Origin of the sequence: Salsuginibacillus kocurii DSM 18087, assembly GCF_000377705.1 — a bacterium.
Classification (GTDB): Bacteria; Bacillota; Bacilli; order Bacillales; family Marinococcaceae; genus Salsuginibacillus; species Salsuginibacillus kocurii.
The window spans coordinates 85167-110607 of the sequence record NZ_KB898623.1 but is presented as its reverse complement, the minus strand read 5'-3'; the positions used below and the strand labels follow the sequence as shown (position 1 = coordinate 110607).

The window sequence follows — 25441 nt, the reverse complement described above, 5'->3', positions numbered from 1 at the left end:
GCCTACTCGTGCTAAGGGGCGAAGATAGGGGTGTAAGGCATCTTTTATAAGCCATTTAGAAATGTAGATTCGAACCAACTAGTACAGTTTGTACGCTTAGGAAAGGTTTGTCTTTTTAGCAGATATAAAATGTTGTCACAAACTCTATATTGCTTAAAGAATGAGTTCATCAGTGTTGAAGAGCATAGGTACTTACATATAATATGACAGTTTTTAAATTTTGACTGTTACAGAAAAAGTGTTATGATATACTATATTTCTAAATAGTCTGTAAACTAGCTCGCCCACAAAATACAAAAGCGGGCAGGGGAGAGAAATGATACGCTAGGAGGAATTTGATGAGTGAACTTAAAAACATTAAAAAGGTGCTAGTGGCTAACAGGGGGGAAATTGCGATTCGCATTTTCCGGGCATGTACAGAGCTACATATTCGGACAGTGGCCGTGTATTCCCAAGAAGATACCGGCTCGTATCATCGTTACAAAGCGGATGAGGCTTATTTAATTGGTGAAGGCTTAAAGCCGATCGATGCGTACTTGGATATTGAAGGTATTATTGAGACAGCCAAAAGTGTCGGAGTAGACGCCATCCACCCTGGGTATGGTTTTCTCTCCGAAAATATTGAGTTTGCGAGGCGATGTGAAGAAGAAGGTTTGCTTTTTATCGGACCGAGCAGCGAACACCTCAATATGTTTGGTGACAAAGTGCAGGCTAGGACGCAGGCTATTAATGCGGGACTGCCGGTCATTCCCGGAAGTGACGGACCGGTTTCCGGAAAAGAAGAAGTCCGGCAATTTGCTGAAGAGCACGGTTTCCCCTTTATCGTCAAAGCATCGCTTGGCGGGGGCGGACGCGGCATGCGGATCGTACGCAGCGCAGAAGCGTTAGATGAAGCGTTTGACCGAGCAAAATCTGAGGCGAGATCAGCCTTTGGCAGCGATGAAATGTATGTAGAGAAATTCATTGAAAATCCTAAGCATATTGAAGTACAAGTGCTCGGTGACCACCACGGAAATATGATTCATTTATATGAGCGTGACTGTTCGGTTCAACGCAGGCACCAGAAAGTTGTGGAAGTAGCACCTAGCGTGTCATTAGAGGAAGAAGTTCGTGAAAAAATCAGCCAGGCTGCTGTACAGCTAGCTGAAAATATAGAATATGTAAATGCAGGAACTGTGGAATTCCTCGTCGATGAATCAGGCGCATTTTACTTTATTGAAGTTAATCCGCGGGTTCAGGTGGAACATACCATCACGGAAATGGTCACGGGAGTTGACATTGTCCAAGCTCAGCTCATGATTGCTGATGGAGTGGATCTTCATGGGCCGGAGTTAAGCATTCCAAAGCAAGCTGACATTCGCACACATGGATATGCCATTCAGTCCCGGGTGACGACAGAAGACCCAAGCAATAATTTTATGCCTGATACAGGCAAAATTATGGCGTACCGTACTGGTGGAGGCTTTGGGGTCCGGCTTGATGCAGGTAATGGATTCCAGGGTGCGGTAATTACACCTCATTATGATTCCCTGCTTGTAAAACTCTCTACATGGTCTTTAACATTTGAAGGTGCCTCAGCTAAGATGCTACGAAACCTAAGAGAATTCCGTATTCGTGGAATTAAAACGAACATTGCCTTTTTAGAAAATGTAGTTCAACACCACCAGTTTTTGTCTGGAGAGTATAACACCTCCTTTATTGATGCGACGCCAGAGCTCTTTGTCTTCCCTAAACGTAAAGACCGGGGAACAAAGATGTTGTCCTTTATCGGCGAAACAATTGTCAATGGCTATCCAGGCCTGGAACAGGAGAAAAAGCCTGTTTTTGAAACACCGCATCTGCCGAAGGTTAAGTATAGCGAACCGATACTAAACGGCACGAAGCAAATCTTAGATGAACGCGGGCCGGAGGGGCTTGCTGATTGGGTTAAAGATCAAAATGAGGTACTTTTAACTGACACTACGTTCCGCGATGCGCATCAGTCCTTGCTGGCGACACGGATTCGCACCAATGATTTAAAGAAAATTGCCGACCCGACAGCAAGACTGCTCCCTAACTTGTTTTCTTCGGAAATGTGGGGCGGGGCCACATTTGACGTATCAATGCGCTTTTTGCATGAAGACCCATGGGAGCGTCTGATTACAATGCGTGAAAAAATGCCGAATGTGCTTATGCAGATGCTTCTTAGAGGTTCGAATGCAGTAGGGTATAAAAATTATCCAGATAATTTAATTAAAGAATTCGTGGACAAGTCAGCCAGTGCAGGGATTGATGTCTTTCGGATCTTTGACTCCTTGAATTGGGTGGAAGGCATGAAGCTAGCGATTTCTGCTGTGCGGGAATCAGGTAAAGTGGCTGAGGCCTCCATGTGTTATACCGGAGATATTTTAGATACCAAACGAACAAAATATGATTTGAATTACTATAAACGTTTGGCTCAATCCTTGCAGGAAGAAGGAGCTCATTTCCTCGGCATTAAAGACATGGCCGGCCTGCTAAAACCAGAAGCAGCTTACAGCCTTATCTCAGAACTAAAAGAAACAATTGATATTCCAATTCACCTTCATACACATGATACGAGTGGTAATGGTATTTTCACCTATGCAAAAGCAATTGAAGCGGGTGTTGATGTGGTTGACGTAGCTCTTAGCCCCATGGCAGGAGGCACATCTCAGCCAAGTGCTGACAGTCTTTATTATGCGTTGCGCGGCACTGAGCGCCAGCCGTCGCTCGATATTAAAAGCGTAGAACAATTGGGTGAATACTGGGAGAGGGCTCGTACCTTTTATCAAGGCTTTGAGAGTGGGATGAAGGCACCTCATCCGGAGGTTTATGAACATGAAATGCCTGGAGGCCAGTACAGCAATCTTCAGCAGCAAGCGAAAGCAGTAGGCCTCGAAGATCGTTGGCCGGAAGTAAAGAAAATGTACCGTCGCGTAAATGATATGTTTGGTGACATTGTGAAAGTCACACCGTCCTCTAAAGTAGTTGGGGATATGACGCTTTATATGGTGCAGAATGATTTAACTGAAGATGATATTTATGAACGCGGAGAAAACTTGGACTTTCCGGACTCTGTGGTTGAATTGTTCCAAGGTTATTTAGGCCAGCCATATCAAGGATTTCCAAAAGAATTGCAGCGCATCATTTTAAAAGGACGGGAAGAGATCACCTACCGTCCTGGTGAAAACATGGAGCCGGTTCAGTTTAATGAGTTAAAAGAAGAGCTATACCACAAGCTTAATCGCCAAGTAACTGCGCATGATGTTCTATCCTATGCGCTCTATCCAAAAGTGTATATGGATTATCAGCGTTTTAACCAGCAGTTTGGTGACGTAAGTGTGCTGGATACTCCTACGTTCTTTTATGGACTTCGCCTGGGTGAAGAAATTGAGGTCGAAATTGAGCAAGGGAAAACGTTAATTGTAAAACTAGTTTCGATTTCTAAACCGCAAGATAATGGGAACCGCATTGTTTATTTTGAATTAAATGGACAGCCACGCGAAGTCATGATCAAAGATCAAAATGTTCAAGTTGAAAGTGTCGTTAAACCTAAAGCTGACAAGGATAATGATAATCATATTGGGGCTACAATGCCGGGGACTGTTATTAAAGTGTTAGCAGAAAAAGGTGAAAAGGTGAAGAAAGGCGATCATATTATGATCACTGAAGCGATGAAGATGGAAACGACTGTACAAGCACCATTCGATGGTGAGATTAAAGCTATCCATGTCGCTAACGGAGACCCAATTGAAACTGGTGATCTATTAATAGAATTTGCTGACTAACCTGAGCTAGTCCGTACAGTATAAGGCTCCTCCCTTTTCAGGAGAGGAGTCTTTTCATATGTTTAGCTTTCTCTCTGCGCTTAGGATGAAGCACTTGAGGGGGAGGGGGTGATTTAACAGGAAGTTAATTATTGCTACATAATTAAAGGGTTTGCATAAATGAGTGAAGAAAGGCTATTCATCCCCTGTCTCAACCACTCGATGAAGCAGCAGGGGGGGAACCCCTCTGTTACGTAATCAGCTATAACATAAAGGAGTGAATATACGATGGAAATTAGAAAACTAACTACAGAAGACAAAGAAGCAAGTCTTAACTTGGGTGAATTTGCTTTTCAACATGAACTTACAGACGAAGAACGGGAGGAGCGGCTGCAGAAAATGCGCCCGGAGTGGGAGCTGGGCGCATTTACGTCAAACAATGAGCTTGCTTCAAAAGTGTTGGTTTTGCCTGTAGATACGTATTATCACGGTAGAAAGCTATCAACAGGTGCGGTATCAGGTGTTGCTACTTGGCCTGAATTTCGCCGGCATGGCTTAGTAAAGAAGCTGCTCATGCAAAGTATAGAAGAGATGTATCAAAAACAGATGATTGTTTCTATGCTTCATCCATTCGCTATCTCCTTTTACCGCAAATTTGGATGGGAGTTGTTTTGTGATAAAGAACTATGGCGAATGGATGCAGAAGACCTGCCCAAGCCCTCCCAACCAGCTGATGGTTATGTCACACGTTTAAAAAGTGATCAATATGAACCAGTGAAAGCGGTATATGAAGGATTTGCGGCTAACTATGATGGGACTATCTCACGGCCTGATTGGTGGTGGGAACGAAGAATGAGTCGTTTTAAAAGTGGCCAGCGTGTAGTTTACTTTAATAAAGACAATGAGCCAGAAGGGTATATTCTCTATCAAGTAAAAGATCAAAAGTTATCCCTGCACCAAATGGCCTACCTTAATAATAAAGCCAAACGTGCATTATGGGCTTTTATATCTCAGCACGATTCAATGATTGATGAAGCAGAATTGAATATGCCGACTGGGGAGTTTTCACGCTTTATGATGAGAAATCCCGGTTTTGATATTGAAAAGAAAAGCTATGCGATGGCGAGAATAATTGATGTTGAAGCATTTTTGAAATCTACGCCGTTTCATGCAGTGACCGAGCCAATTGAATTAAACATTAAAGACCCGCTAGCTCCGTGGAATGAAGGAAGTTATCAAATTGATACTCATGCCGGCACTGTAGAAAAAACGAGTGACTTTCAAAAAAACGATAAAATCTTGACTCTAGACATTAACACTCTTGTGCCTCTTTTCTATGGATATTCCACTCCGATCGAGCTGTATCAACATGACTTTATTAAAGGACCTGCAAGTCAAATTGAACAATTGCAAAAAAGCATTCCAACCGCCAAGCCGTTTATATATGACTTTTTCTAAAAGGTTAGAGGCTGTGAAAACGTGCAGGCGGACGTATTCACTATAGGCACATGCGTGTAAAGAGCTAAGGAGCTTTTGTTACCAGGAGATGTCCTTCATTCAATAGTTCGCAGTAACTAGAAAGAGCTGGCCTGCTAGAGGTCAGCTCTTTCTTTACATTGTTCTATGAAAGGAAGTTGATGATAACGAGGTTTGTATGCCGGGGAGGGCGCCCCTCCTAAAGACCAAGCTCTCGATACGTCCGCGGAAAAGGAGGACATCGAGCTAGATCAACACTACTTTTACAGAGACTTACATCATTGGGCCTTATTAGCGGCGTCTCGTTATAATCATCCCTATATAACATAACACCGTAAATAACAGCGATATTACAGAAGCATGAATGAGAGAAGTAGTTATGTTGTCTTGAATGTATACAATGGCTACCCCTGAACCTGCTTGAATTAATACGAGCAGAACGCTTACTCCTGTTAGTACGGTTAATAATTTAACGTGGCTAAGTTGTTTGAACGCCCAAATGAATAGAATGATTAAAAAGATAAGGAGCAAAATACCACTGAACCGATGAAGGAGTTGAACGGATATTTGGAATCCTCCTGGAACACTTAGGTCAGGGAGCACTTGACCATGGCAAAGAGGAAAATCAGGACAAGCATAACTTGAACCTGTATGTTTTACATAAGCTCCTGTGTAGATGACTGCATAACAGTATACTAGTACAAAAAAGAGATAGTAGCGAAAGCCTTTACTTACTTTTGGGGTGATGGGTTCTTTTCCATCTTCAAATGCAAGGACGGTTAAAATTACTACTGTTGCAAAAGATATGGCAGAGATACCAAAATGCAGAGCAAGTACAATGTTAGAATTTCCCCAAACTACTGCTCCTGCTCCCATGAGTCCCTGGAAAATAATAAATAGCACTGCCATAATAGCCCAAAATTTTGTTTCGCGAATATGGGACAATTTTTTCCAGGACCAGATAGCTAAAATAATAACCAGTAAACCAACAAGCCCTGAAACAAGGCGATGGCTGTATTCAATAATTGTTTCTAGTGCTGGAGACTGCGGCATAACTTCGCCAAAACAAAGGGGCCAAGTCGATCCACAGCCATCTCCCGAATCTGTTGCTGTTACAAGCACTCCTTGTAAAAGAACGATAAGCATGCCTATGGACGTAATAATTCCATAAATTTCAAGACCTCTATGCAATGTTTTCACCCTCTTGTCAAAAATCGAGGTGAATCGCATGGGATTACGATAAACACCACATTTATCGTAGGTATAAACGGGCTAAAAGTCAATTTATGAACAGTGAAGATTATATGGCAAATCAAATGTGAAGATCGTGTGAAACTCAGGAATCTAATGAAACAGAAGTTGTTTTAAGATATAATGTTCCTAGCGTATGCAACTAAGTCAAAGTATAATGAGTGTGCACCCGTGCTCATCCCTTGTTAAAATAAAGGAAGGGGCAGAGGGACATGAAAGCGTCATCCTGACAAAGGTCGTGCTCATTTGAGGTGAGAAACGGCTTTGTGTTTTTAGATAGAAGGGGGTGAAAGAATGGAGAAAACAGACACCGCTATGAAAGCAGCAGAAGTAATGAAAGAAGAGGCGAGCCCTGTCGACGCAAAACCGAATGCGACATCTTTTCGCAATTATTTAACCTTGGCGAAAATGGGAATTGTCAACTCTAATCTGATGACAGCTTTTGCTGGTTTCTTTTTAGCTGCAACATATACAAGTGGCTATAGCTTTGTTGGGAACCTTCACTATTTGTTTTTAACTTTGCTTGGAATTGGCTTAGTGATGGCGGGGGGGTGTACGTTAAACAATTATATTGATCGTGATATTGATCATTTAATGAAACGTACGGAAGAACGTCCTACAGTCACTGGGCTAGTAGAACCTAAACAAGTGCTTGCTGTCGGTTTAATGCAAGCTGGAATTGGACTAGCTGTGCTGCTCGCAGTTGAAGTGACAGCAGCGATTATTGCCCTGGTTGGTTTTGTGGTCTATGTGGGCATTTATTCGATGTGGTTAAAGCGCACCCATTCATTAAACACAATAGTGGGAAGTATAGCAGGTGCTGTGCCGCCGCTCGCTGCTTGGGCTGCTGTTGATCCATCTCTCCATACCTATGCTTGGGCTCTGTTTGCCATTATGTTTATTTGGCAGCCACCGCACTTTTTAGCACTTGCGATGAAGCGGTGTGACGAATACCGAGCTGCGGGTATTCCAATGCTGCCTGTTGTAGCTGGGTTTGAAATGACAAAACGTCAGATTGTTGTATACGTCGCAGCATTAATTCCGGTTTCTCTTTTACTGTTTGAATTCGGGACCTTCTACACTATTGTAGCCGCTATCCTGGGATTAGGATGGCTAGGGCTCGGAGTAATGGGATGGAAAATGAAAGATGATGTGAAATGGGCACGTCTTATGTTTGTCTATTCCTTGAATTATCTAACGATCTTGTTTGTTCTTATGGTCATTGTCCACCTATAATTTGCAATTCCGCTGGTAAGGATAATGATCATACTAACAAAATAGAAGCTTTTATTTTTAAACAGAAAGTGAGGTTAACATGTAATGAGTACACGGAAAGGTATTATGCGTTTCTTTCCATTTGCCTTATTGACTCTCCTGCTGGCAGGGTGTGGTGAAGAAGGGCTGACAGCTCTTGATCCAATGGGACCTCAAGCCCAGTGGCTTTTTGACAATATGATGCTTAGCTTGTATGTGATGGCACTTGTTATCATTGTCGTATTTACGTTGTTTTTCATAGCGGTTATCAAATTTCGTAAAAAGCCAGGGGATGAAGAAATCCCAGAGCAAGTGGAAGGAAGTAAGACCCTTGAGCTTACTTGGACCGTTATTCCTATTTTGCTGCTTGTTATTTTGGCAGTACCTACAGTTACAGGGACATTTATGCTGGCTGATACTACGCCATCAGGTCCTGAAGGTTCAGGTGACAGCGGAGAAGAAGAATTGGACGAGGACGAGATTGAAGAAGACGGGGTTACTATTGAAGTAACAGGACATCAGTACTGGTGGCAGTTTGATTATGAAGAAGGCTTTACGGCTGGGCAGGAAGTATACATACCTGCGGAAGAAAAAGTAGAGTTCGAACTTCACGCGGAGGATGTTATCCATTCATTCTGGGTGCCTGCCCTTGGAGGTAAGGTAGACAACGTACCTGGTATTACAAATAACTTATGGTTAGAAGCAGATGAACCAGGTGTTTATCAAGGGAAATGTGCAGAGCTTTGCGGACCGTCTCACGCTTTAATGGACTTCAAGCTTATCGCGTTAGATCGTGATGATTATGATGCATGGGTTGAAGAAATGTCTCAAGACCCAGAAGAATTTGAACCAGCAGAAGATGATGAGACTATGGCAAATCAAGGCCGTGAAGTTTTTGAACAAGAAGGATGTATTGGTTGTCACGCTATTGGTGGCCAAGGCTCAGAACAAGGTCCGACGTTGACCAACTTTGGTGATCGCGAGACACTTGCTGGATATTTGGATCCAACTGATGAAAACCTTGATGAGTGGATTAGATACCCACAAGAGGTTAAGCAAGATAACAACATGCCTGGATTCCCTGACATGGAAGATGAGGACATGGAAGCACTAATTGAATATTTGCAAGGGTTATCTGTACAAGATTAGTTTTTTAATATTATAAAAAAGGAGGTTAATCCACGTGGCTGACACAACCGTCAAAACAAGCGAGAAAAGTGTTTTATGGGATTGGTTAACGACAGTTGACCATAAAAAGCTCGCAGTGCTTTATTTGCTGGCGGGTGCGCTGTTCTTTGTTAAGGCCGGTATTATGGCTCTTTTCATGCGTATCCAGCTTATGTTCCCTGAGAATACTTTTGTTACAGGACAAACGTTTAATGAATTAATTACGATGCATGGAACAATCATGCTATTTTTGGCAGCAACGCCGTTGATCTTTGCGTTTATGAACTTTGTTGTTCCCCTGCAGATTGGAGCACGAGATGTCGCGTTCCCATTTGTAAACGCCCTTGGTTTTTGGATCTTCTTTTTTGGGGGTCTGCTGCTAAGTCTTAGCTGGTTCTTCGGAGGAGGACCAGACGCCGGCTGGACAAACTATGTACCATTATCAAGCCGGGAATATGGGCATTTAGGTATTGACTTTTATGTATTAGGGTTACAGGTAAGTGGTATTGGGACACTTGTTTCTGGTATTAACTTTATCGTAACGATTGTAAATATGCGGGCGCCGGGAATGACAATGATGCGTCTTCCACTCTTTTGCTGGACGACACTTGTTACTTCTATACTTATTGTATTTGCTTTTACTCCGCTCGCAGCAGGTCTTGCGCTTATTATGCTGGACCGTGTATTCGGAGGCCAGTTCTTTATTACAGAGTTGGGCGGTAACGTCGTTTTATGGCAGCATATTTTCTGGATTTTTGGTCACCCGGAAGTTTATATTCTTGTCTTGCCGGCTTTCGGTATTATTTCTGAAGTTATTCCGGCCTTTTCACGGAAGAGACTGTTTGGCTATACTGCGATGGTATTTGCAACCCTAGTTATTGCATTCTTAGGATTTATGGTATGGGTGCACCATATGTTTACAGTAGGTGTTGGGCCAATTGCTAACTCCGTATTTGCGATTGCCACGATGGCCATTGCCGTGCCTACTGGTATCAAGATCTTTAACTGGCTCTTTACTATGTGGGGCGGGAAGATCACTTTCAATACAGCGATGCTTTGCGCTTCTTCCTTTGTACCTACCTTTGTATTGGGCGGGGTTACAGGTGTAATGCTAGCTATGGCGCCTGTAGACCATTTGTATCATGACACGTACTTTGTCGTTGCACACTTCCACTACATTATTATTGGTGGTATTATTCTCGGTTTGTTTGCCGGCCTTTTCTACTGGTATCCAAAAATGTTTGGTCACCATTTAAATGAGAAGTTAGGAATGCTCACCTTCTGGTTAATGTACATTGGCTTTCATATGACCTTCTTTATTCAGCATATTCTCGGATTGATTGGAATGCCGCGCCGAGTATATACGTATCTTGAAGGCCAAGGTATGGCTACAATGAATATGGTGTCAACAATCGGAACTTTCATCATGGGTGCAGCAGTTATTGTACTTGTCATTAACCATGTGTATTCTGCTTATAAGAGTGAAAAAGTTACTGTGCGCAACCCATGGGGAGCTAGAACACTTGAATGGTCGACGCAGACTCCTGTGCCAGAGTATAATTTCGCTCAAACGCCGCAGGTTCGTTCCTTGGATCCTGTCTTTTATGAAAAAGTACATGGTGACGGGAATATGAAACCAGCAGAACCTTTAGATGATATTCACATGCCAAATGGTTCTATTTATCCGTTTACGATCGCGCTTGGATTATTTATCATGGGCTTCGGTATTATCATGTTCAATATGGATAATCCGATCATACCGCCACTAGCAGTTACTATAATCGGTGGGGTAGTTGTATTTGGATCAATGTTCCTTCATTCCATCAAGGAAGACCATGGATATAATATTCCAGTTGAACGCGTAAAAGAAGAGCTAGATAAGGAGGTGGGCTAATATGGCCGATTCGGTAGATATTTCTAAAGGCCTGCCCCCGAATCCTGAGAAAGCTACACTTGAAGGCCAAAATAAATTTCTAGGATTTTGGGTCTTTCTTGGCGGCGAGACGATTATGTTCGCCACGTTTTTCGGAACCTATCTCGGACTCCGAGGCGGTACGGCCGATGGCCCGACTTCAGCTGACGTTTTCTCCCTGCCGCTCGTTTTCATTATGACAATGATCCTTTTAACAAGTTCTTTAACGAGTGTGCTTGCCATGTTTGCCATGAAGAAAAACAACTTCAAAGCACTCATGGGCTGGATGTGGGTTACAGTTCTATTAGGTGCAGCCTTTCTTGGACTGGAGATCTTTGAGTTCTATGAATACTCTGTGCATTATGGTTTAGGCTACACCACCAGCGCATTTGCCTCATCTTTCTATACGCTAGTCGGCCTGCACGGGGCTCACGTATTATTTGGTTTAGGTTGGATCACTACCCTGTTAGTTCGTTACAGAAAGTCGGGTATTACCTTAACGAATGCCCCTAAGTTTTATGTGGCAAGTTTGTACTGGCACTTTATTGATGTTGTCTGGGTCTTCATTTTCACGGTTGTATACTTGATGGGAGTAGGAGTGTGATCACATGGGTGAAAATTTATCACAGCCTTTCACCGACAGCGCAATGTCAAAGGATGAAAAAATCCAAATGGAACAAGAAAAACGTGTTCAAATTACTGCATTTGCGTTTATGATTTTTATAACAATTTTGGCGTTTATCGCCGTGGCAAGCGAAGCCATACCTTATGGTTTCGCGGTGCCATTCATTCTTTTACTTGCCATGGTTCAGTTCTTCTTGCAAATGTTTTATTTCATGCATTTAAAAGATAAAGACCATGGCTGGCCAAATGCTATGATGGTATCTGGTATCTTTTTATCAGCGCCAACCGTTATTTCATTAACCATTTTGCTCGGTGAAGTGAAATTTTAATGAACTGATTCAAACCCTCCTTTTTCGATAAAGGAGGGTTTGTTCATGTTTTTGTAACGATTCTTTTAGTTTATAAGAAGGGAGTTTTTAGTATAATGGGGATGGTTAAAAAAGAAACAAGCAGCTGTAACCTTGGAAAGCACATATATGCTGGAAAGCAAAGTGATTTCAATGGAAGGAAAGAGGGATGAACGTGAAGCAACAAAGTGTCAATAATGATAGTGCTCGCAATTACACGCCATTAGTTGTTACCTTAACAATTGTCATAAACGGTTTAATTGTCATATTATTTTTTATGGATGGTTATCAAGGTGACCTGCTCGGGTTTGATTTAACCCTTCTGCCATTAATGAATGCGATTTTTAACAGTTTTACCACCGTATTTTTATTTGCAGCATTGTTTGCTATTCTTAAAAGGAATGTCAAACTGCACCGGCGCTTTATATATGCTGCATTTACTTCCACCGGTCTGTTTTTAATAACGTACCTGTTTCACCATTATTTAGCAGACTCCACTTCATATGGTGGATCAGGTGTGATGGCCTGGGTTTATTACTTCATCTTAGTCACCCATATTGTGTTAGCAGCGGTAATCGTACCTTTAGCTCTGCTCTCCTTTTTTCGAGGAATCTCCAATCAGGTTGAAAAGCATCGTCGGATTGCTAGGTGGACAATGCCTTTATGGTTATATGTAAGCATTACAGGTGTGCTTGTTTATCTGATGATCTCACCTTATTATTAAAGAGGCGTTGTTCTGTTACAGAGTGATGTTGATATTTCTACCATAGTTTTCCTAAACGTACCTAGAGTCTTAGGCTATCGGTCTTCGGGATCTCGCTAGGCTCGCTTTTCCGTAGGTGAGTCAGTCACGCTCGGCATATCAAGCAACTTTATCACTACCATCCTTAAATACAGGCAAATTCAGTACATTAAAGGTTTGATTAGCATCAATCATAAAAAAAGCCTGGGAAAAGTGCAAATGCTTTTCCCAGGCTTTTCTTTTGCACCAACCTGAATTTAACACTCAAGCGTTTACAGGTGGTACGAATATAAATGATCAGTGCTTTCCCTGCTTTGGTAAAGGGTTGCAGTTATTAGACTGCCAGGCCTTTATCATATTTAAATTTTAAAATTGAATTTAATAATCCCTGCTTCGCGAGCTGATGTAAAGGCAATTACTAAAAGAGGGCCAACAATAAATCCGACGACTCCTAAGAGCATCAAACCAATATAAAGTGAAATGAGTGTGGCTAAAGGAGAAAGGCCGATATGATGGCCCATTACTTTAGGTTCCACGGTACGGCGGATAATGAGTAAAACAGCTGCCAACACTAACAGCTGACTTCCTAAGACGAGATCTCCAAGAATCAGCTGGAAGAGCGCCCACGGGCCTAATATCGCAATTGAACCGATAATAGGGATAAAATCAACCAACCATATAATGACGGACATCATTAATGCTACATCTGGTGCAATAAATGATAAACCAATATACGTAACAATGAAAATAATTATACTGACAAGAAATTGAGCCTTGAAAAAACCGAGTAGTACAGAAGCCAATCGTGAAGTCATAAAGCTTACTTTTTTTGCTGTAGCTTCTGTCATAAAGCTGTACATTTGTTTTGTTAGACGAGGAAGCTCAAGCATAAACAGAAAGAGAGCAATTAAGTAAACCAGAAATGAGACTAGATAAGACGGAATAGCTGCGATCATCGCAGTAACACTAGCAATAATTTCTCCGGGAGAGAAGTCTTCACGGATTGAATTAAGGGTGCTGGTTACTTGAGAGTTAATTTCATTTACTAAGTCAGGTGGCAAGTCCGCATAAGTAGTCTCAAGGTTTGCCTGAAAATTTAACCACGCCCGGTTGATTTCATTTAACAAGGCAGGAAGATTATCTACAAAGTCCACAATTTGGGTAATTAATTGCGTCGTCCCAATGTAGCCAGTCAGGCCTAAAATACAGAGGAAAAGCGTAAAAACAAAGGTTACTGCCAAATTTCTCTTCAACTTCGCTCGTGTAGTTAAAAACCTTACCAGTGGATTTAAAAGCAATGCTGTTAATAAAGCAAGCAAAATCGGCAAGGAGACCGGTAAAATAAAATAAGCTGCAACTAGCAGGAATAGAATAAAAAGAGCAGTTAGTAAATTTTTTTTGGTTAATAGTTGAGCCACTCCTATACTCCTTTCTCAATTTGATTGCTTGTCCTGTTTGTTTTAATGCGTAGAGTTTTTACTACCAACCCTATGCTGCAGCCAATAAATAAAGCAGTACTTTCAGTATATCTTCCCCAATTAAGCTGACCCGGTCTGTGCTGTACAAAAAAGAAAACCGGTGAACGAGAGTCAGCCGGTTTAAGTAAACAAATGGGTGATACTTAAAGTTCGGAATTTAGTTCCTCTTCAACCGCTTTAAGTTTCGCTTCGCATTTTGAGGTGATTTTGTTAGGGAACTCCTCATCATATTCTACTCCATGTGGATAGTAATGCCGTCCCAAATAAGGTGTAAGTATTTTAACTGTGGCACTTTTTTTAGGGATCTCACCGTCTACTGCAATGACGGGTACACGGAGATAATATGTAGCATCATCTGTTTTGTCCAACATTTTTATATCAAACGTTGCGCGTTGATAATCCCATTGTTCAGCATGAACAAATGAGTTTTCTTCCATGACTCGTTTCAACTTTGCAAAATTGACTTCTTTATCCTGAAGGTCAAAATTGGTTAATTTCATCTTTGTGCCTCCTCAACGTCATTGTATCTTTCTTTATCATAGTATGAAATTTAGTTCGATGCAACGCAATTGTTTGGCATCTTTATGACAGCTGTCTTCCGTATATTCTTAAACTGATATGAACAAACTAACCGTGATTCAGAAACAAAGGAGGTATAATATGGAAGTGCTACGTGATTGTATGTCCACAGATGTACAAACGTGTCAACCTCAGGATTCAGTACAACATGCAGCAGAAATGATGAGGGATGTACATGTTGGGGCGATCCCAGTTTGTGATCAGGACAATCATCTACTCGGGATGGTAACAGACAGAGACATTGTTATTCGCTGCATAGCGGAACGAAAAGAGGCAACCACTCCGATCCAAGAAATTATGAGTGAACAGATGGAAGTGGCTTCCCCTACGACTAGTTCAGAGGATTGTGCAGAAACAATGGCTAAAATGCAGATCCGCCGGATGCCTGTCGTGGAGAACGGAAAACTTCAAGGTATTGTTTCACTTGGGGACCTTTCATTAACTAGAACAGCTAAAGACGAGGCTGGTATCGCATTAAGTGAAATATCCGAAGAACCTCATCTACATCATTGATGGTAAAGAAAACCCTCTCGTTAATTTTACGGGAGGGTTTTCTTCAGGCGAAAAGAAGTATAAAATTTAAAAGAAGTAGTTGTTACTAGCTCGTACAAGAGTTTAAATAGTGGTATGCCACAGAGTTAGGAAAAAGGACAAGGAAAGGGATTTGTCGTGTTAAAGCAGGCGTTTTTAGTTTTCTTTTTTGTGTTCGTACTGTTAATTTCTCTGTTTTGGGTTTATTTATATTTTACCCCCGTGGGTGAAGAGCAAAGTGATGACCCTCTTGGAGAAATAGGAGAAACAAATGAGGAAAAAGAAGCAGAGGAAGAAGCGGAGGAAGAAGAACCTGTTGAACAGGATCATGTCGAGGAACCTGAGGAAGGTAGTGAAGCCGCTAATCATAACTGGGTTGGAAAAGAAGTTGAAGAGTATCAAGAGTTGCACGGAGAACCAATTCGCTCAGGACCATCTGCTTATGACTACGATTGGCAAATGTATCATTTAGATGAAGGATATACAGGGATTGGTGTTTCTAACGGTACGATTGTAATGGTAGCTAATATGGGCGAGAGTATACAAGATGAAGAGGTCCGTGCAGGCATGAGCCGTGAAGAAATCGAGAGCGCTTATACTTTTTCTGAAGACGTGGATGTAGAGGTGGACCAGCGTCAGTATACGTTTCATATCGAAGATGAAGCTTATTCAATCAGACCATTAGCTGAAATCGACAATATTTTTGTACAAGCTTACTTTGATACGGTTCAAAACGAACTCGTGGCCATCCGTTATTTAACCGCAGAGCTTCTTTTAGATCATCGTCCGTATTCGGTGACATACCAAGGAGCACTTCCCGAGCGGCCGAGTCATACAAGACAAGAATGGCAAGCAATTGAAAACAGTAGCAAATACCGGGTTCATGACTGGAATAATGGCATACGAGATCATTATGAGCTCCCTTCATTAGAGTGGGACGATAACGCAGCTGCAGCAGCTTTTTCCCATAGTGAACAAATGGCTGTAGAGGGCTTCTTTTCTCATACAGCACCTGATGGAACCGATTTGGGAGAGCGGTTAGAGGCTCATGGGGCCACCTATACAGCGGCAGGTGAGAATTTAGCTTCTCAATATACCGATTCACTTGCCGCTGTAGTTGGTTGGTTAAATAGCGAAGGGCATCGTGAAAACGTTTTGCATGAAGAATTTACTCATCACGGAGCCGGAGTATATGAACGTTATTTTACCCAAAATTTTATTGTCCCCCTTGAAGAGCACCCCTAACCATGAGTAAAGACTAACGGTTAAGGCTTTTCAATGACTGCGTACGTCGCTGTCCCTTTTGCGATAAGGTCTCCCTTATCATCAAAAATAATGCCTTCGGCTGTACATAGAGATTGCCCAAGGCGCAAGAGCGTCCCATAGCAGGTAAGTTCATTTCCTTTTCCAGGCTTAAAATATCGCAGTTGCAAGTCAGTTGTTACGGCACCTTTTGTTTCAGGGAGATGAGCATGAATAACTCCTCCTGTGACCATATCAATTAAAGTAGCAGTAATCCCCCCGTGCACTATATGTAGGGAGTTGTAGACTAGTGGGGTTATGGGGATTTTCATTTGAAAGGATCCGTTTTCTAACAATTTACGTTCAGGTTGAAGCCAACTGCCAATATATGATGAATTGCCACCATCTTGATATTGCAGTAAACCGTTGGTTAAGTGATCTAACGTTTTTAAGTCTTCAGCTGTACAAAGTTCTGCCAGTTTATTTAATTTGGTCTTTAGTTGGTCCTGTGTTACAGAATGTGCATTCAAGGGGAGAGCCCCTCCTTTCAATAATGAACAGTACTAGAGCAAACCATCAGCACTTTTGGAACAGGAGGCTGCCTGCAAACTAACGCCCGTGAGCGGGTTTTTGAAACGTAAACTTTGTACTATTGTAGCAAGCAAGTCACAAGCCGACAATTAGGCGAACCTCTTTACATTCATAAGCGTAGTCTAACAGTAAAGGTTACGAAAAGGTAAAGGAGATGAGAGCTGTGTCGGAAGAAACCTCTAAACTCCACCCCGATGTTCAAAAATTCAAATCATTTGTTTTGAAGCATCCGCATTTGATTCAACGCGTGAGAAGTGGAGATGTAACCTGGAATGACATATATCAAGATTGGGTCATACTAGGAGAAGATCATGATGAATGGAAGACATATCGAACTGAGGATGATTCTTCTACCCAAAACCCTTCAGAGGCAGGTGGATCTTCTAACCCTACGGGCAATTCAGAACAAATGGATGGCCTCATGAAGTTGTTAAGTCAAATTAATATTCAAGATCTCCAGCACCACATTTCTCAATTTAATGGCGCAATGGGCAATGTGCAACGGCTTTTGCAGCAATTCCAAGGAAATTCCTCACCGCCTCCACATAGAGATGGACATCAAGAAGACCCCTTCATGTTTCGTGGGTTTTAACAAATGAAGCCGTTAATGGTTGAAAGTGATTTATTTTCCATTCGGTTAGTCAAAGCAGACTACGCATAGACCGAATGAGCTTATAGTTTCTTCGTGCAGATTCAGACCTGTCTTATGTTCTTGTGCAGGGAAGGTAGTATAACCCATTTAATTCGGTATGTCTGAAAGATGAAATAACAATAGTATTAGGTAAACAAAAAAAGAGGATTGGATAATGGCCGGCATTTGTACTCACACTATAGGGAAAGGAGTGAGACAAATGGTTAGGCCATTTTTAATATATGGAGCATTTATTCTGTGCATAATGCTAGTAGCATTATTCCCTCAACACGCTGACCTGCAAGAAAATAATACAAATTTGTCAATAAAACATGATGTACAGGATGGAACTGTATTTGTGGAATGTTATATAGGTGGATATACATTGAGGGAAGAAGCAAATGAAGAACAGGCACCTGCGCAACTTACAGTGTTAATAAACGGTTCAAAACACAGTGTCCAAAATCAAGCAGCTTTTCGTTTACAGGATTTAGAAGAAGGGAGTCATCAAATTTGTATCGAAGTGACTGATCAAGAGGGTACAAGTTATGAAGAAAAGGAATGTTTTAAAGCAACGATAAAATAGTCAGGATATAGATCGGTGTCTTACAAGATCTCTCTCCACATGTTACAATGCAGATAGTGGAGGTGTTCTAATGGAAACAATCGTATCAACTCCTGCGGTATTTCTTGATGAATCTTATGAATTAGGACAAATCGTGTTGAATTCAGATGTGTACGCTCATTATATAAATACACGCGCTTTTTTGGAACAGGACGAAGAAGCGCAGTTGTTGATTAAGCAGTTCATTCAAAAGAAAGAAGACTATGAAGAAGTCGAGCGTTTCGGTAAGTACCACCCTGATTATTCCCGTTTGACTAAAGAAATTCGTTCGGTCAAGCGTGAGGTAGATCAGAATGAAACCATTGCCACTTTTAAAAAAGCCGAAAAAGAATTGGAGCAATTACTCAATGATATTTCGGCTGAAATAGCAGGCATGATCTCTTCCACAATTAAAGTCCCTACTGGGAATCCATTTTTTGACCAGATGTCGTGTGGCGGAGGATGCGGAAGTGGGGGCAGCTGCGGCTGTTCATAAGCTTTCGTTTTAATAGTTGCGGTAAAAGGAATCTTCCTTTTACCGCAGCTTTTTTTAGTGTTCATGAGGGAAGAATAATCCGTTAACTCTGCTAGAACATAATGTGCTGGTTAAAGAACGGGGTTTGAATATAATAAATATGTTAAGGATATTGTTATATTAACTAGAAAAAGGGAGGGGGAAATGATCTCTATATTTATTTACCACACAGATATAGAAGCTCCGCTTGAAGAAGCTTGGGATTTTTTCACTCAGCCAAAAAATATAGAGCGTGTACAAAGTTTTCAAAACCTCAAAATTGAAAGTTCACCCTATGTGACAGAAGGTGAAGATTTACACGTTGCACTGTCTGTAGGCGGAATTAAAACAAAGTGGATATCAGAAGTTACGAAAGTTGAACCAAAACGTCGCTTTATCGATGAAGGGAAAGACCTCCCTTATCCCTTAGAGTACTGGTATCACGAGCATTTGTTTACCGAAGCAGATGAGAAAACTATAATGGTTGACCGAATTATATATGAAGCTAAATTACCAACGTTTTTACTGAATATAGCTCTCAGACAAACGTTTAAGGGTCGGGCAAACAGGATTAAAAAATACTTTCACGAAGAAAGAACTTCGCTGTATAGATAGAGCTTCACTTAAAAAAAAACTGACTATACCAACGCTGTTATCATAGTTGGGCTTTTTAGTTACACCACAAAAAGGATAACAGTTGGTATAAAGTCAGTCATACGTTTACTGAACAGCAAATACGGTTATGTGTGTTTAAAATAACGGTTAACTAGAGCAAGAATGGAACGGCGGGTTAGAATGCCTACAAACGCTCCATCTTCGTCTTCGATACATACAAACGGATGATTGATTGACCGTGTCAAGGCTTCGCCAAATGTGCTGTTCATACTCATAATAGGCATTTCTGTTTCCATCGTATCTTTTACTTTCAAGTCGTTTAAACGTTCCATTTCAATTCGTTCGAGGCCTAAAATAGAATCCAGAATTTTGGCTTTACTAATTTGGCCTTGAATGCGGTAATCTCGATCAAGCACCGGGATCGCTGTATATCCTGATTTAATAAGAATTAATAATGCATGATCAAGTGGGTTATTTAATTGAACATGGGCTACTTTTTCATGAGAAATAATCAGTTCCCGGATTTCTTGATCCAAGAGTTGACTGTTTTTTAAAGTTTGCATCTTTCATCACTTCTTCCTGTTGTCATTTTCAGGTAAAATGACTGGCTCCAACTTAATAGTAGAAATGAAAGTACATTTTGTCAAGTCTAGATGTTTGTTTTGATTCTCCGCAGTACATGACTGGAGAAAAGTCCCTCTCCAATAAATCCCCCTCGTTGATAAGTCAGCAATACTGCTCGAATAAGCGCATAAAGGAAAAAACCGGGTGCAATAAAAATGGAGGTAACAAAAGAAAATGAAGTGAGGCGGCGGAGAGCAAGACAAAAGGTGAGTGAAATTAAGGAGAGGGAGACGAGTGCAACCCAAAAGAGCCTGCTGCTTGCAAAGGTAAGGATAACAAAAGGAAAGAGTTGAAGAACAAGAAGTCCTAAAACGGAAACGAAACAAACCATTCAAGAAGTTGAGAAGTTAATATAATCCACTAACCCCCGATCTAGTCATATTTCCACCTAAAACCCTCCTTTATCCAGGCTTATACCCCATAGTAATAAAGGTGACACCGGAACGAAGGAGATGAGTGTGGAAAGTAGACGTGTTTACGTAAAGGGGACAAAAGGTAGAAAAACAAAGTAAGCGCACTGCATGATGGTATGAAAACTGCACAAAATCACATGACTATAAGCGTTGTTTTGAAGGTTGAACGTTCTTTTGAAAAAACATTAATCTCTGAGATGATTTAAAGGATATTGATATTGCCAAAAGTTGTCTGGATTATTAGTTGGTTCTTTTAAAATAATGGCGGAGGCTGGCGCTATATGTTTTCTCTTATCTTTATCAGTAAGAACTTGGCTTAATGCTGCAACTGTTTCTTTGCCCCGGACTCCTACGTGTCCAATACCAATTGCGTATTGTTGTTCTTTTCCGAGAGAAAATAGTTGTTGAAGCTGTTGTTCAACAAAGTGGCGGTTAGAATTTGTATCATCAAGAAATACATCTCTTGAGGCAAATGGTACGCCCAGTTCCCGGCAGATTTCAGGAATAACTGAATCTCCATGGGTAGCGCTGTCCAATACATACAAGCCAGCTGCTTGTACTTCTTCTAAAAAAGGACGCATAAGTTCTTCTTTTGTCACAACGGCAGAGCCCATGTGGTTATTGATGCCTGTTGCTTCCGGTAGGTGTTCAATGGCATCCTTAACCACTGAGCGGACCTCGTCTGGTTCCATACTCGGTGTAATGCCTCCTGGCCCAAGCCATGAAGCTTTTCCGTAGGAGGCAGCCATTGGCATATGAATCATTACTTCATGCCCGGCTGTTTGAGCTTTTTGTGCATCTTCTTGACTCGTCGACAAGAAAGGCATAATGGCAATTGTTAAAGGGACGTCAAAATCCAGCAGCTCACTAGTTCCTTCTCCTCCACCGCCAAAATCGTCAATAACAATAGAGACATTGTAATCAGATCCTGATTTACCTTCAGTTGCATGCGCTTCAGAAGTTACGCTAAAGAGCAGTAAAAGAACACTTAAAAAATAACTGCATCTCTTCACTCGCCTTACACCTCGTTATCATTTTTTTTTTAGGGTGTCCGTCCGAATGAATTTTCATGAATTATTTTCTGACATTAAAGGCAGCATTAATCTGGCCGCGCAGCATTCGTTCACGCAATTGCTTGTCGGTCAGTTTCTTCTGTTCCATTTTACGAATTTCAAAAGTTTGCATGCCGTCTTCCATTTTATTGGCGATATCAATTAATTTTTCGACATCGGCAAAAGAATATTTTCTGGTTCCCCCATTTGTTCGTTCAGGGAACAATAATTTGCGTTCTTCATAATAACGAATTTTCCGTTCAGACAAGCCGGTTAGCTCACTTACAATTCCTATGGTAATGACTTTTTTATCCTTATATGAAGACATTAATTACGCCTCCTTCATGATTCACGCGAAGATGTCATCTATAACTATATCATATATGTCAGATTCACTACCCTTTTATGTTAGTTTTCTTAACATAAAAGTTTCAGTTATTTAAAAATAGACTGATAGTTTTTTGGAACACACGCACTTTCTGATAATTACCCTATAGAGAGGAAAGGGGATTCTTTTTGACAAGGTGTGAGTGAATAAGTACGTTATTTTTTTATGGGGTGAGGTTAACATAACTTCGCTTTAATATAAACTAATAGCAAAAAGCAGTTGAAACGACGATAAAGAATCCTATATCGTGTGTTTGCCTGTGGTGACGGCCAGCCGCCTGGAGCGAAGAACTAAAGCTACTATATGGACTACTTTTAAGAATTTATGGATAGTGTTACGACCTTAGTGGAACTCTCTCCTTTTGACAGACGACGGATAACTGTGTCAGCAGTGAAAGTCGGAAGTGAATGTTTCCTGTGGCCAGAACAAATGTGAATAAACCTTACGTTCATAGCAAGTGTCGGAACTGTATTCAGCGAATTCTTTATTTGTAGAAAATTATGTAACCGTATCTGGCTACGAGAAGGTTGGAATGAAACGACTACATCAGCAGACCTGAGGTTTAAAAAAGACGATTAAATGGAACAACATCATATAAGGCAACTACTGTAGAAAAAAGGGGTGTATATGATATGTTGTTTCGCGCGAAAAGGTTAACGAAGTTTGGTGTGTTAACGGAAGACGGAGATTTAGGCACAGTACGAGATCTTTACATGGACCGCAGGCAATGGGCAGTTCGTTATCTACTACTGGATACAAAGCCGTTACTGCCGAGCAAGAAAAGTTTGATTTCTACGATATCTGTTAAAGGGGTAGATGTTGAGGAAGGTATCGTGCGTTTAAATATAAGTGAAGAACAAGTGGAGAATGCCCCCTCGATTGAAGATGTAGAACCTGTAACACGCCCCTATGAACGGGAACTCTTACAGCATTACGGCTATGGTTATTACTGGAACGCGACAAATATTTGGGGAGCGTTCCCGTATCCAAATCAGCTTGCTGCTTCTCCCTATGCAGATGAGTCTATGGTTACAGAAGCAGAGGAAAAAGAGGAGGAAAGAAAAGAATCTTCATATTTAAGAAGTCTTAAGGATTTAAGTGGTGATTGGTCTGGATATACGGTTCAAGCTTCTGGTGAAAAGGTGGGTCATATCGATGATTTTATTATCGAGAGTAAAGATTGGCAGATCAGGTACTTGACGTTGGATACGACCCGTTTTGCCCCGTCAAAATCTGTGTTAGTGTCAGTAGATTGGATAACTGACATTAATGATCGCGACCTAACCGTTGAGATAAATGTGTTACCTGAAAGAATAGAAAATGCCCCAGCTTATGAAGAAGGGCAGCCTTTAACAACAACGTATGAGCGAAAGCTTTATAGTCATTTTGAAAAGCCGTACGATGAATGATCAATGAAGAAGTTCAACCAACCTAAAATAAGGTTGGACTTTTTTGTTTATCGGCTCTTTTGGGAACTGACGTGATAGCGAAGGCTATAAAAAAGAAGGGGTAGAGATGCCTTGCTGAACTTTCACTTACTCCTGCAACTTTGCCATAAAACGTAAGCAAAGCTTCTATTAAACAAAATGCTTCCATAATAGAAAGCATTTATCTAAAAAAGGTTCAATTTAGCAGATTGATGATTTAGGCTTTCAAACTCAAGCGGTAGACCTGCAGCTCCCGAAAATCGTATAATAAGAGGTGGATAAATCAGAGGAGCTGATGGAAATGGACCTTATTAATGGGCTTAAAACCCGGCGCACCATTTATGATTTTAGAGACGACTCTATAGATGTGTCTATTATTAATGAAGCTATTGAATGTGCCGTCCTGGCCCCGAATCATAAAATGACCGAACCGTGGCATTTTCATATTATTCAAGGGGATAGCAAAGAGAAATTAGCCTTGCGACGCGGTCGACTAAAGCAGTCTTTTTTTGAGGATTCTACTTCTGAGCGGGCCGTTACTGCAGGGAAAAAGGGATATCAATTTATGTCTGATGTTCCTTATGTGATTTGTGTTACAACACAGCAATACAGCATTGATCCCATACGTGAACAAGAAGATTATGCCGCAGTAGTTTGTGCCGTTCAGAACTTGATGTTGTCAGCCTGGTCGCAAGGGGTAGGATCGTATTGGGGGACAGGCCCACTTACGACTGACGAGGAAGCAAGAACACTTCTGCAATTAAACCCAGAAGAAAAAATTGTAGGTTTTATATTTATGGGGATACCTGAAAAGGTCCCGAATGTAAAAAAACGAAATCTGAATGAGTCTGTAACTTGGCACAGTTAAAGCAAGGCAGGGAGTGTGACTTTACATGTTTAGAAAACCACTGATATTATTTACTGTTGCAATTCTTGTCTTATTTTCTGTAGCCTTAATTGTTCCTATTACATTATCAGCTCCTCCGGACACACGGATGATTGTTGATCATACGCACGAAGTTTATATAGCGCCTCAATGTTTTGATCAGGCAGATACAACTAATTATTTAGAAGAAACAACGTGGGGGGGAGCCCAATCTACTGACTACAGTGCTGAATCTGAATGTACAGACCAGGCTATGACAGATGAAGGTGTTCCTATTATACATGCCCTCTTACAAACGCTGGGGGTGATTCCTAGCAAATGGGACCATCCCACCTATTTTGGCTAAGTCGAAAGGATATTGAAAAGCGAACTGGTTGCGCAGTAATGATTGAGGCGATTGGATGAAGAAGAGTAAAGATGCTTTGAAAAATGCTTCATCAGGCGACACCTTTTTTTCCACGGGGGTCCAAGCGATGAAAGAAGGAAAGTCCAGCCAAGCTTTCATTTGTTTTAAACGGGCGGCTGAAGCGGGACACATGGGGGCTATCCGTAACTTAGGACGAATGTATGAACAAGGACTAGGGGTGGCAAGTGATGCTCATAGTATGGAGCATTGGTACAAAAAAGCGGCTGATGACGGAGATATAGAAGTGCAAATTTTATTAGGTAATCATTATTATAAAGGTACATTCCTTAACCGCGATGAAGAGAAAGCTCACTACTGGTATAAACAAGCAGCAACCTCAGGGCAGGCTGATGCTCAATTTATGCTGGCTACAATGTATTATAAACGAGTTATCGAGAACGAAAATGGGGAAAAGAAGGCCTTTTATTGGTATCAACGAGCAGCCAAGCAAGAACATGCACGTGCGATGAACAATTTGGCCTGGATGTATGATAAAGGGATTGGTGTGAAAGAAAACCCGTTAAAATCGTTTAAACTGTATTTGCAAGCAGCCGAAAAAGGGGATGCAGCAGCCATGCAAAATGTGGGCTTTATGTATTTAAACGGACGGGGAGGAAAGCTGGACTGGCGGGAAGCATTGCATTGGTATGAAAAAGCTTTAGCAACTGGAGACAAACAAGCTAAGAAAATGTATAAAAAAATAAAAAGAAAGCAAAGGGCCCATTCATTAAAAGAAAAGCTCGGCCCTGCTTTTCGTCTGCTTCATAAGAAATGAGTAAGCATGTTTCAGAGTAGAGGCCATGAACGTCTTCGGGTACCGGGGGCAACATTAAAATTGGAAGTATGCTGTGCATGAAGCTCTTGGAGAAAAAGTAGGTTCTCTAAAATGTTTTCTTCTTTCTAAGCACCTGAGCCTCTTT

25 protein-coding genes are annotated in these 25441 nt (G+C 41.3%); 18 read left to right on the top strand and 7 right to left on the bottom strand.

The genetic code is table 11. The features are described 5' to 3' along the window. The first annotated feature begins 338 nt into the window (after positions 1 to 338). Positions 339 to 3788, top strand: a complete 3450-nt coding sequence (pyc, locus tag D469_RS0100560) for a pyruvate carboxylase (protein WP_018921405.1) — start codon at positions 339 to 341, stop codon at positions 3786 to 3788. 267 nt (positions 3789 to 4055) lie between these two features. After that, complete coding sequence (locus D469_RS0100555; RefSeq protein ID WP_018921404.1) at positions 4056 to 5225, top strand: GNAT family N-acetyltransferase; 1170 nt, start codon at positions 4056 to 4058, stop codon at positions 5223 to 5225. 309 nt (positions 5226 to 5534) lie between these two features. On the opposite strand, the gene D469_RS0100550 is transcribed toward D469_RS0100555, so the two are convergent. Next, complete coding sequence (locus D469_RS0100550) at positions 5535 to 6434, bottom strand: COX15/CtaA family protein (RefSeq protein ID WP_018921403.1); 900 nt, start codon at positions 6432 to 6434, stop codon at positions 5535 to 5537. 354 nt (positions 6435 to 6788) lie between these two features. On the opposite strand from D469_RS0100550, the gene cyoE reads away from it, so the two are divergent. The 6 genes from cyoE (at position 6789) to D469_RS0100515 (ending at position 12522) form a co-directional block, all read left to right on the top strand. After that, positions 6789 to 7730, top strand: a complete 942-nt coding sequence (gene cyoE / locus D469_RS0100545) for a heme o synthase (RefSeq protein ID WP_018921402.1) — start codon at positions 6789 to 6791, stop codon at positions 7728 to 7730. Positions 7731 to 7814: 84 nt separating this feature from the next. Further along, the gene (gene coxB / locus D469_RS0100540) at positions 7815 to 8897 is read left to right on the top strand and encodes a cytochrome c oxidase subunit II (protein WP_018921401.1); all 1083 of its coding nucleotides are present in this window, start codon (positions 7815 to 7817) and stop codon (positions 8895 to 8897) included. 34 nt (positions 8898 to 8931) lie between these two features. Then, on the top strand, positions 8932 to 10809 hold the full coding sequence (gene ctaD / locus D469_RS0100535) for a cytochrome c oxidase subunit I (protein WP_018921400.1): 1878 nt from the start codon (positions 8932 to 8934) through the stop codon (positions 10807 to 10809). 1 nt (position 10810) lies between these two features. Continuing rightward, positions 10811 to 11431 carry a cytochrome (ubi)quinol oxidase subunit III gene (locus D469_RS0100530; protein ID WP_018921399.1) on the top strand — a complete coding sequence of 207 codons (621 nt, stop codon included), beginning with the start codon at positions 10811 to 10813 and terminating at the stop codon, positions 11429 to 11431. A gap of 4 nt (positions 11432 to 11435) precedes the next feature. Then, positions 11436 to 11780 (top strand): cytochrome C oxidase subunit IV family protein, encoded by a 345-nt coding sequence (locus D469_RS0100525; protein ID WP_018921398.1) that lies wholly within the window; start codon positions 11436 to 11438, stop codon positions 11778 to 11780. A gap of 187 nt (positions 11781 to 11967) precedes the next feature. Continuing rightward, on the top strand, positions 11968 to 12522 hold the full coding sequence (locus tag D469_RS0100515; RefSeq protein WP_018921396.1) for a DUF420 domain-containing protein: 555 nt from the start codon (positions 11968 to 11970) through the stop codon (positions 12520 to 12522). Positions 12523 to 12899: 377 nt separating this feature from the next. Here the strand turns inward: D469_RS0100515 and ytvI are convergent, their stop codons facing one another. Together ytvI and D469_RS0100505 are read right to left on the bottom strand one after the other, a co-directional pair. Continuing rightward, positions 12900 to 13958, bottom strand: coding sequence for a sporulation integral membrane protein YtvI (gene ytvI, locus D469_RS0100510; RefSeq protein WP_018921395.1), 1059 nt, complete (start codon positions 13956 to 13958; stop codon positions 12900 to 12902). Between the two features lie 203 nt (positions 13959 to 14161). Then, positions 14162 to 14518: a YugN family protein gene (locus tag D469_RS0100505; RefSeq protein ID WP_018921394.1), complete on the bottom strand. Its 357-nt coding sequence runs from the start codon at positions 14516 to 14518 to the stop codon at positions 14162 to 14164. A 160-nt stretch (positions 14519 to 14678) separates the two neighbouring features. On the opposite strand from D469_RS0100505, the gene D469_RS0100500 reads away from it, so the two are divergent. Together D469_RS0100500 and D469_RS19305 are read left to right on the top strand one after the other, a co-directional pair. Beyond that, entirely contained in the window at positions 14679 to 15110 is a 432-nt protein-coding gene (locus tag D469_RS0100500; protein ID WP_018921393.1) for a CBS domain-containing protein, read from the top strand. Positions 15111 to 15266: 156 nt separating this feature from the next. Further along, positions 15267 to 16373, top strand: coding sequence for a CAP domain-containing protein (locus D469_RS19305; protein ID WP_018921392.1), 1107 nt, complete (start codon positions 15267 to 15269; stop codon positions 16371 to 16373). 20 nt (positions 16374 to 16393) lie between these two features. On the opposite strand, the gene D469_RS0100490 is transcribed toward D469_RS19305, so the two are convergent. Then, positions 16394 to 16900: a PaaI family thioesterase gene (locus D469_RS0100490; protein ID WP_018921391.1), complete on the bottom strand. Its 507-nt coding sequence runs from the start codon at positions 16898 to 16900 to the stop codon at positions 16394 to 16396. 224 nt (positions 16901 to 17124) lie between these two features. Here D469_RS0100490 and ylbD point away from each other — a divergent pair, with 224 nt between their 5' ends. The 4 genes from ylbD to D469_RS0100470 all read left to right on the top strand — a co-directional run bounded on the left by ylbD (position 17125) and on the right by D469_RS0100470 (position 19325). Then, complete coding sequence (ylbD, locus tag D469_RS0100485) at positions 17125 to 17553, top strand: YlbD family protein (protein ID WP_018921390.1); 429 nt, start codon at positions 17125 to 17127, stop codon at positions 17551 to 17553. A gap of 259 nt (positions 17554 to 17812) precedes the next feature. After that, the gene (locus D469_RS0100480) at positions 17813 to 18178 is read left to right on the top strand and encodes a hypothetical protein (protein ID WP_018921389.1); all 366 of its coding nucleotides are present in this window, start codon (positions 17813 to 17815) and stop codon (positions 18176 to 18178) included. 70 nt (positions 18179 to 18248) lie between these two features. Further along, complete coding sequence (locus D469_RS0100475) at positions 18249 to 18692, top strand: YlbF/YmcA family competence regulator (protein WP_018921388.1); 444 nt, start codon at positions 18249 to 18251, stop codon at positions 18690 to 18692. 183 nt (positions 18693 to 18875) lie between these two features. Continuing rightward, positions 18876 to 19325 (top strand): SRPBCC family protein, encoded by a 450-nt coding sequence (locus tag D469_RS0100470; RefSeq protein WP_018921387.1) that lies wholly within the window; start codon positions 18876 to 18878, stop codon positions 19323 to 19325. A 125-nt stretch (positions 19326 to 19450) separates the two neighbouring features. Here the strand turns inward: D469_RS0100470 and cbpB are convergent, their stop codons facing one another. The 3 genes from cbpB to D469_RS0100450 form a co-directional block, all read right to left on the bottom strand. Continuing rightward, positions 19451 to 19888 (bottom strand): cyclic-di-AMP-binding protein CbpB, encoded by a 438-nt coding sequence (gene cbpB, locus D469_RS0100465; protein WP_018921386.1) that lies wholly within the window; start codon positions 19886 to 19888, stop codon positions 19451 to 19453. 659 nt (positions 19889 to 20547) lie between these two features. After that, a complete protein-coding gene (locus D469_RS0100455) occupies positions 20548 to 21375 on the bottom strand; it encodes a divergent polysaccharide deacetylase family protein (protein ID WP_018921384.1) in 828 nt (275 codons plus the stop codon). Positions 21376 to 21436: 61 nt separating this feature from the next. Beyond that, positions 21437 to 21742 (bottom strand): MerR family transcriptional regulator, encoded by a 306-nt coding sequence (locus tag D469_RS0100450; protein WP_018921383.1) that lies wholly within the window; start codon positions 21740 to 21742, stop codon positions 21437 to 21439. 692 nt (positions 21743 to 22434) lie between these two features. Between D469_RS0100450 and D469_RS0100445 the strand changes: the two genes are divergently transcribed. The 4 genes from D469_RS0100445 to D469_RS19295 all read left to right on the top strand — a co-directional run bounded on the left by D469_RS0100445 (position 22435) and on the right by D469_RS19295 (position 25296). Continuing rightward, positions 22435 to 23211 (top strand): PRC-barrel domain-containing protein, encoded by a 777-nt coding sequence (locus D469_RS0100445; RefSeq protein ID WP_018921382.1) that lies wholly within the window; start codon positions 22435 to 22437, stop codon positions 23209 to 23211. Between the two features lie 319 nt (positions 23212 to 23530). Further along, positions 23531 to 24097 (top strand): nitroreductase family protein, encoded by a 567-nt coding sequence (locus D469_RS20870; RefSeq protein WP_018921381.1) that lies wholly within the window; start codon positions 23531 to 23533, stop codon positions 24095 to 24097. Between the two features lie 25 nt (positions 24098 to 24122). Next, on the top strand, positions 24123 to 24461 hold the full coding sequence (locus tag D469_RS0100435) for a hypothetical protein (RefSeq protein WP_018921380.1): 339 nt from the start codon (positions 24123 to 24125) through the stop codon (positions 24459 to 24461). A gap of 55 nt (positions 24462 to 24516) precedes the next feature. Beyond that, positions 24517 to 25296 carry a tetratricopeptide repeat protein gene (locus D469_RS19295; RefSeq protein WP_018921379.1) on the top strand — a complete coding sequence of 260 codons (780 nt, stop codon included), beginning with the start codon at positions 24517 to 24519 and terminating at the stop codon, positions 25294 to 25296. Positions 25297 to 25441 lie beyond the last annotated feature (145 nt).

Coding starts and splice junctions, on each gene's coding strand:
- D469_RS0100530 (WP_018921399.1), top strand. CDS start 10,811: ATGGCCGATTCGGTAGATATTTCTAAAGGCCTGCCCCCGAATCCTGAG.
- D469_RS0100480 (WP_018921389.1), top strand. CDS start 17,813: ATGGTTAGGCCATTTTTAATATATGGAGCATTTATTCTGTGCATAATG.
- D469_RS0100515 (WP_018921396.1), top strand. CDS start 11,968: ATGAACGTGAAGCAACAAAGTGTCAATAATGATAGTGCTCGCAATTAC.
- D469_RS19295 (WP_018921379.1), top strand. CDS start 24,517: ATGAAGAAGAGTAAAGATGCTTTGAAAAATGCTTCATCAGGCGACACC.
- cyoE (WP_018921402.1), top strand. CDS start 6,789: ATGGAGAAAACAGACACCGCTATGAAAGCAGCAGAAGTAATGAAAGAA.
- coxB (WP_018921401.1), top strand. CDS start 7,815: ATGAGTACACGGAAAGGTATTATGCGTTTCTTTCCATTTGCCTTATTG.
- D469_RS0100475 (WP_018921388.1), top strand. CDS start 18,249: ATGGAAACAATCGTATCAACTCCTGCGGTATTTCTTGATGAATCTTAT.
- D469_RS0100555 (WP_018921404.1), top strand. CDS start 4,056: ATGGAAATTAGAAAACTAACTACAGAAGACAAAGAAGCAAGTCTTAAC.
- D469_RS0100470 (WP_018921387.1), top strand. CDS start 18,876: ATGATCTCTATATTTATTTACCACACAGATATAGAAGCTCCGCTTGAA.
- pyc (WP_018921405.1), top strand. CDS start 339: ATGAGTGAACTTAAAAACATTAAAAAGGTGCTAGTGGCTAACAGGGGG.
- D469_RS0100505 (WP_018921394.1), bottom strand. CDS start 14,518: ATGAAATTAACCAATTTTGACCTTCAGGATAAAGAAGTCAATTTTGCA.
- D469_RS0100500 (WP_018921393.1), top strand. CDS start 14,679: ATGGAAGTGCTACGTGATTGTATGTCCACAGATGTACAAACGTGTCAA.
- D469_RS20870 (WP_018921381.1), top strand. CDS start 23,531: ATGGACCTTATTAATGGGCTTAAAACCCGGCGCACCATTTATGATTTT.
- D469_RS0100435 (WP_018921380.1), top strand. CDS start 24,123: ATGTTTAGAAAACCACTGATATTATTTACTGTTGCAATTCTTGTCTTA.
- D469_RS0100445 (WP_018921382.1), top strand. CDS start 22,435: ATGTTGTTTCGCGCGAAAAGGTTAACGAAGTTTGGTGTGTTAACGGAA.
- D469_RS0100450 (WP_018921383.1), bottom strand. CDS start 21,742: ATGTCTTCATATAAGGATAAAAAAGTCATTACCATAGGAATTGTAAGT.
- D469_RS0100525 (WP_018921398.1), top strand. CDS start 11,436: ATGGGTGAAAATTTATCACAGCCTTTCACCGACAGCGCAATGTCAAAG.
- cbpB (WP_018921386.1), bottom strand. CDS start 19,888: ATGCAAACTTTAAAAAACAGTCAACTCTTGGATCAAGAAATCCGGGAA.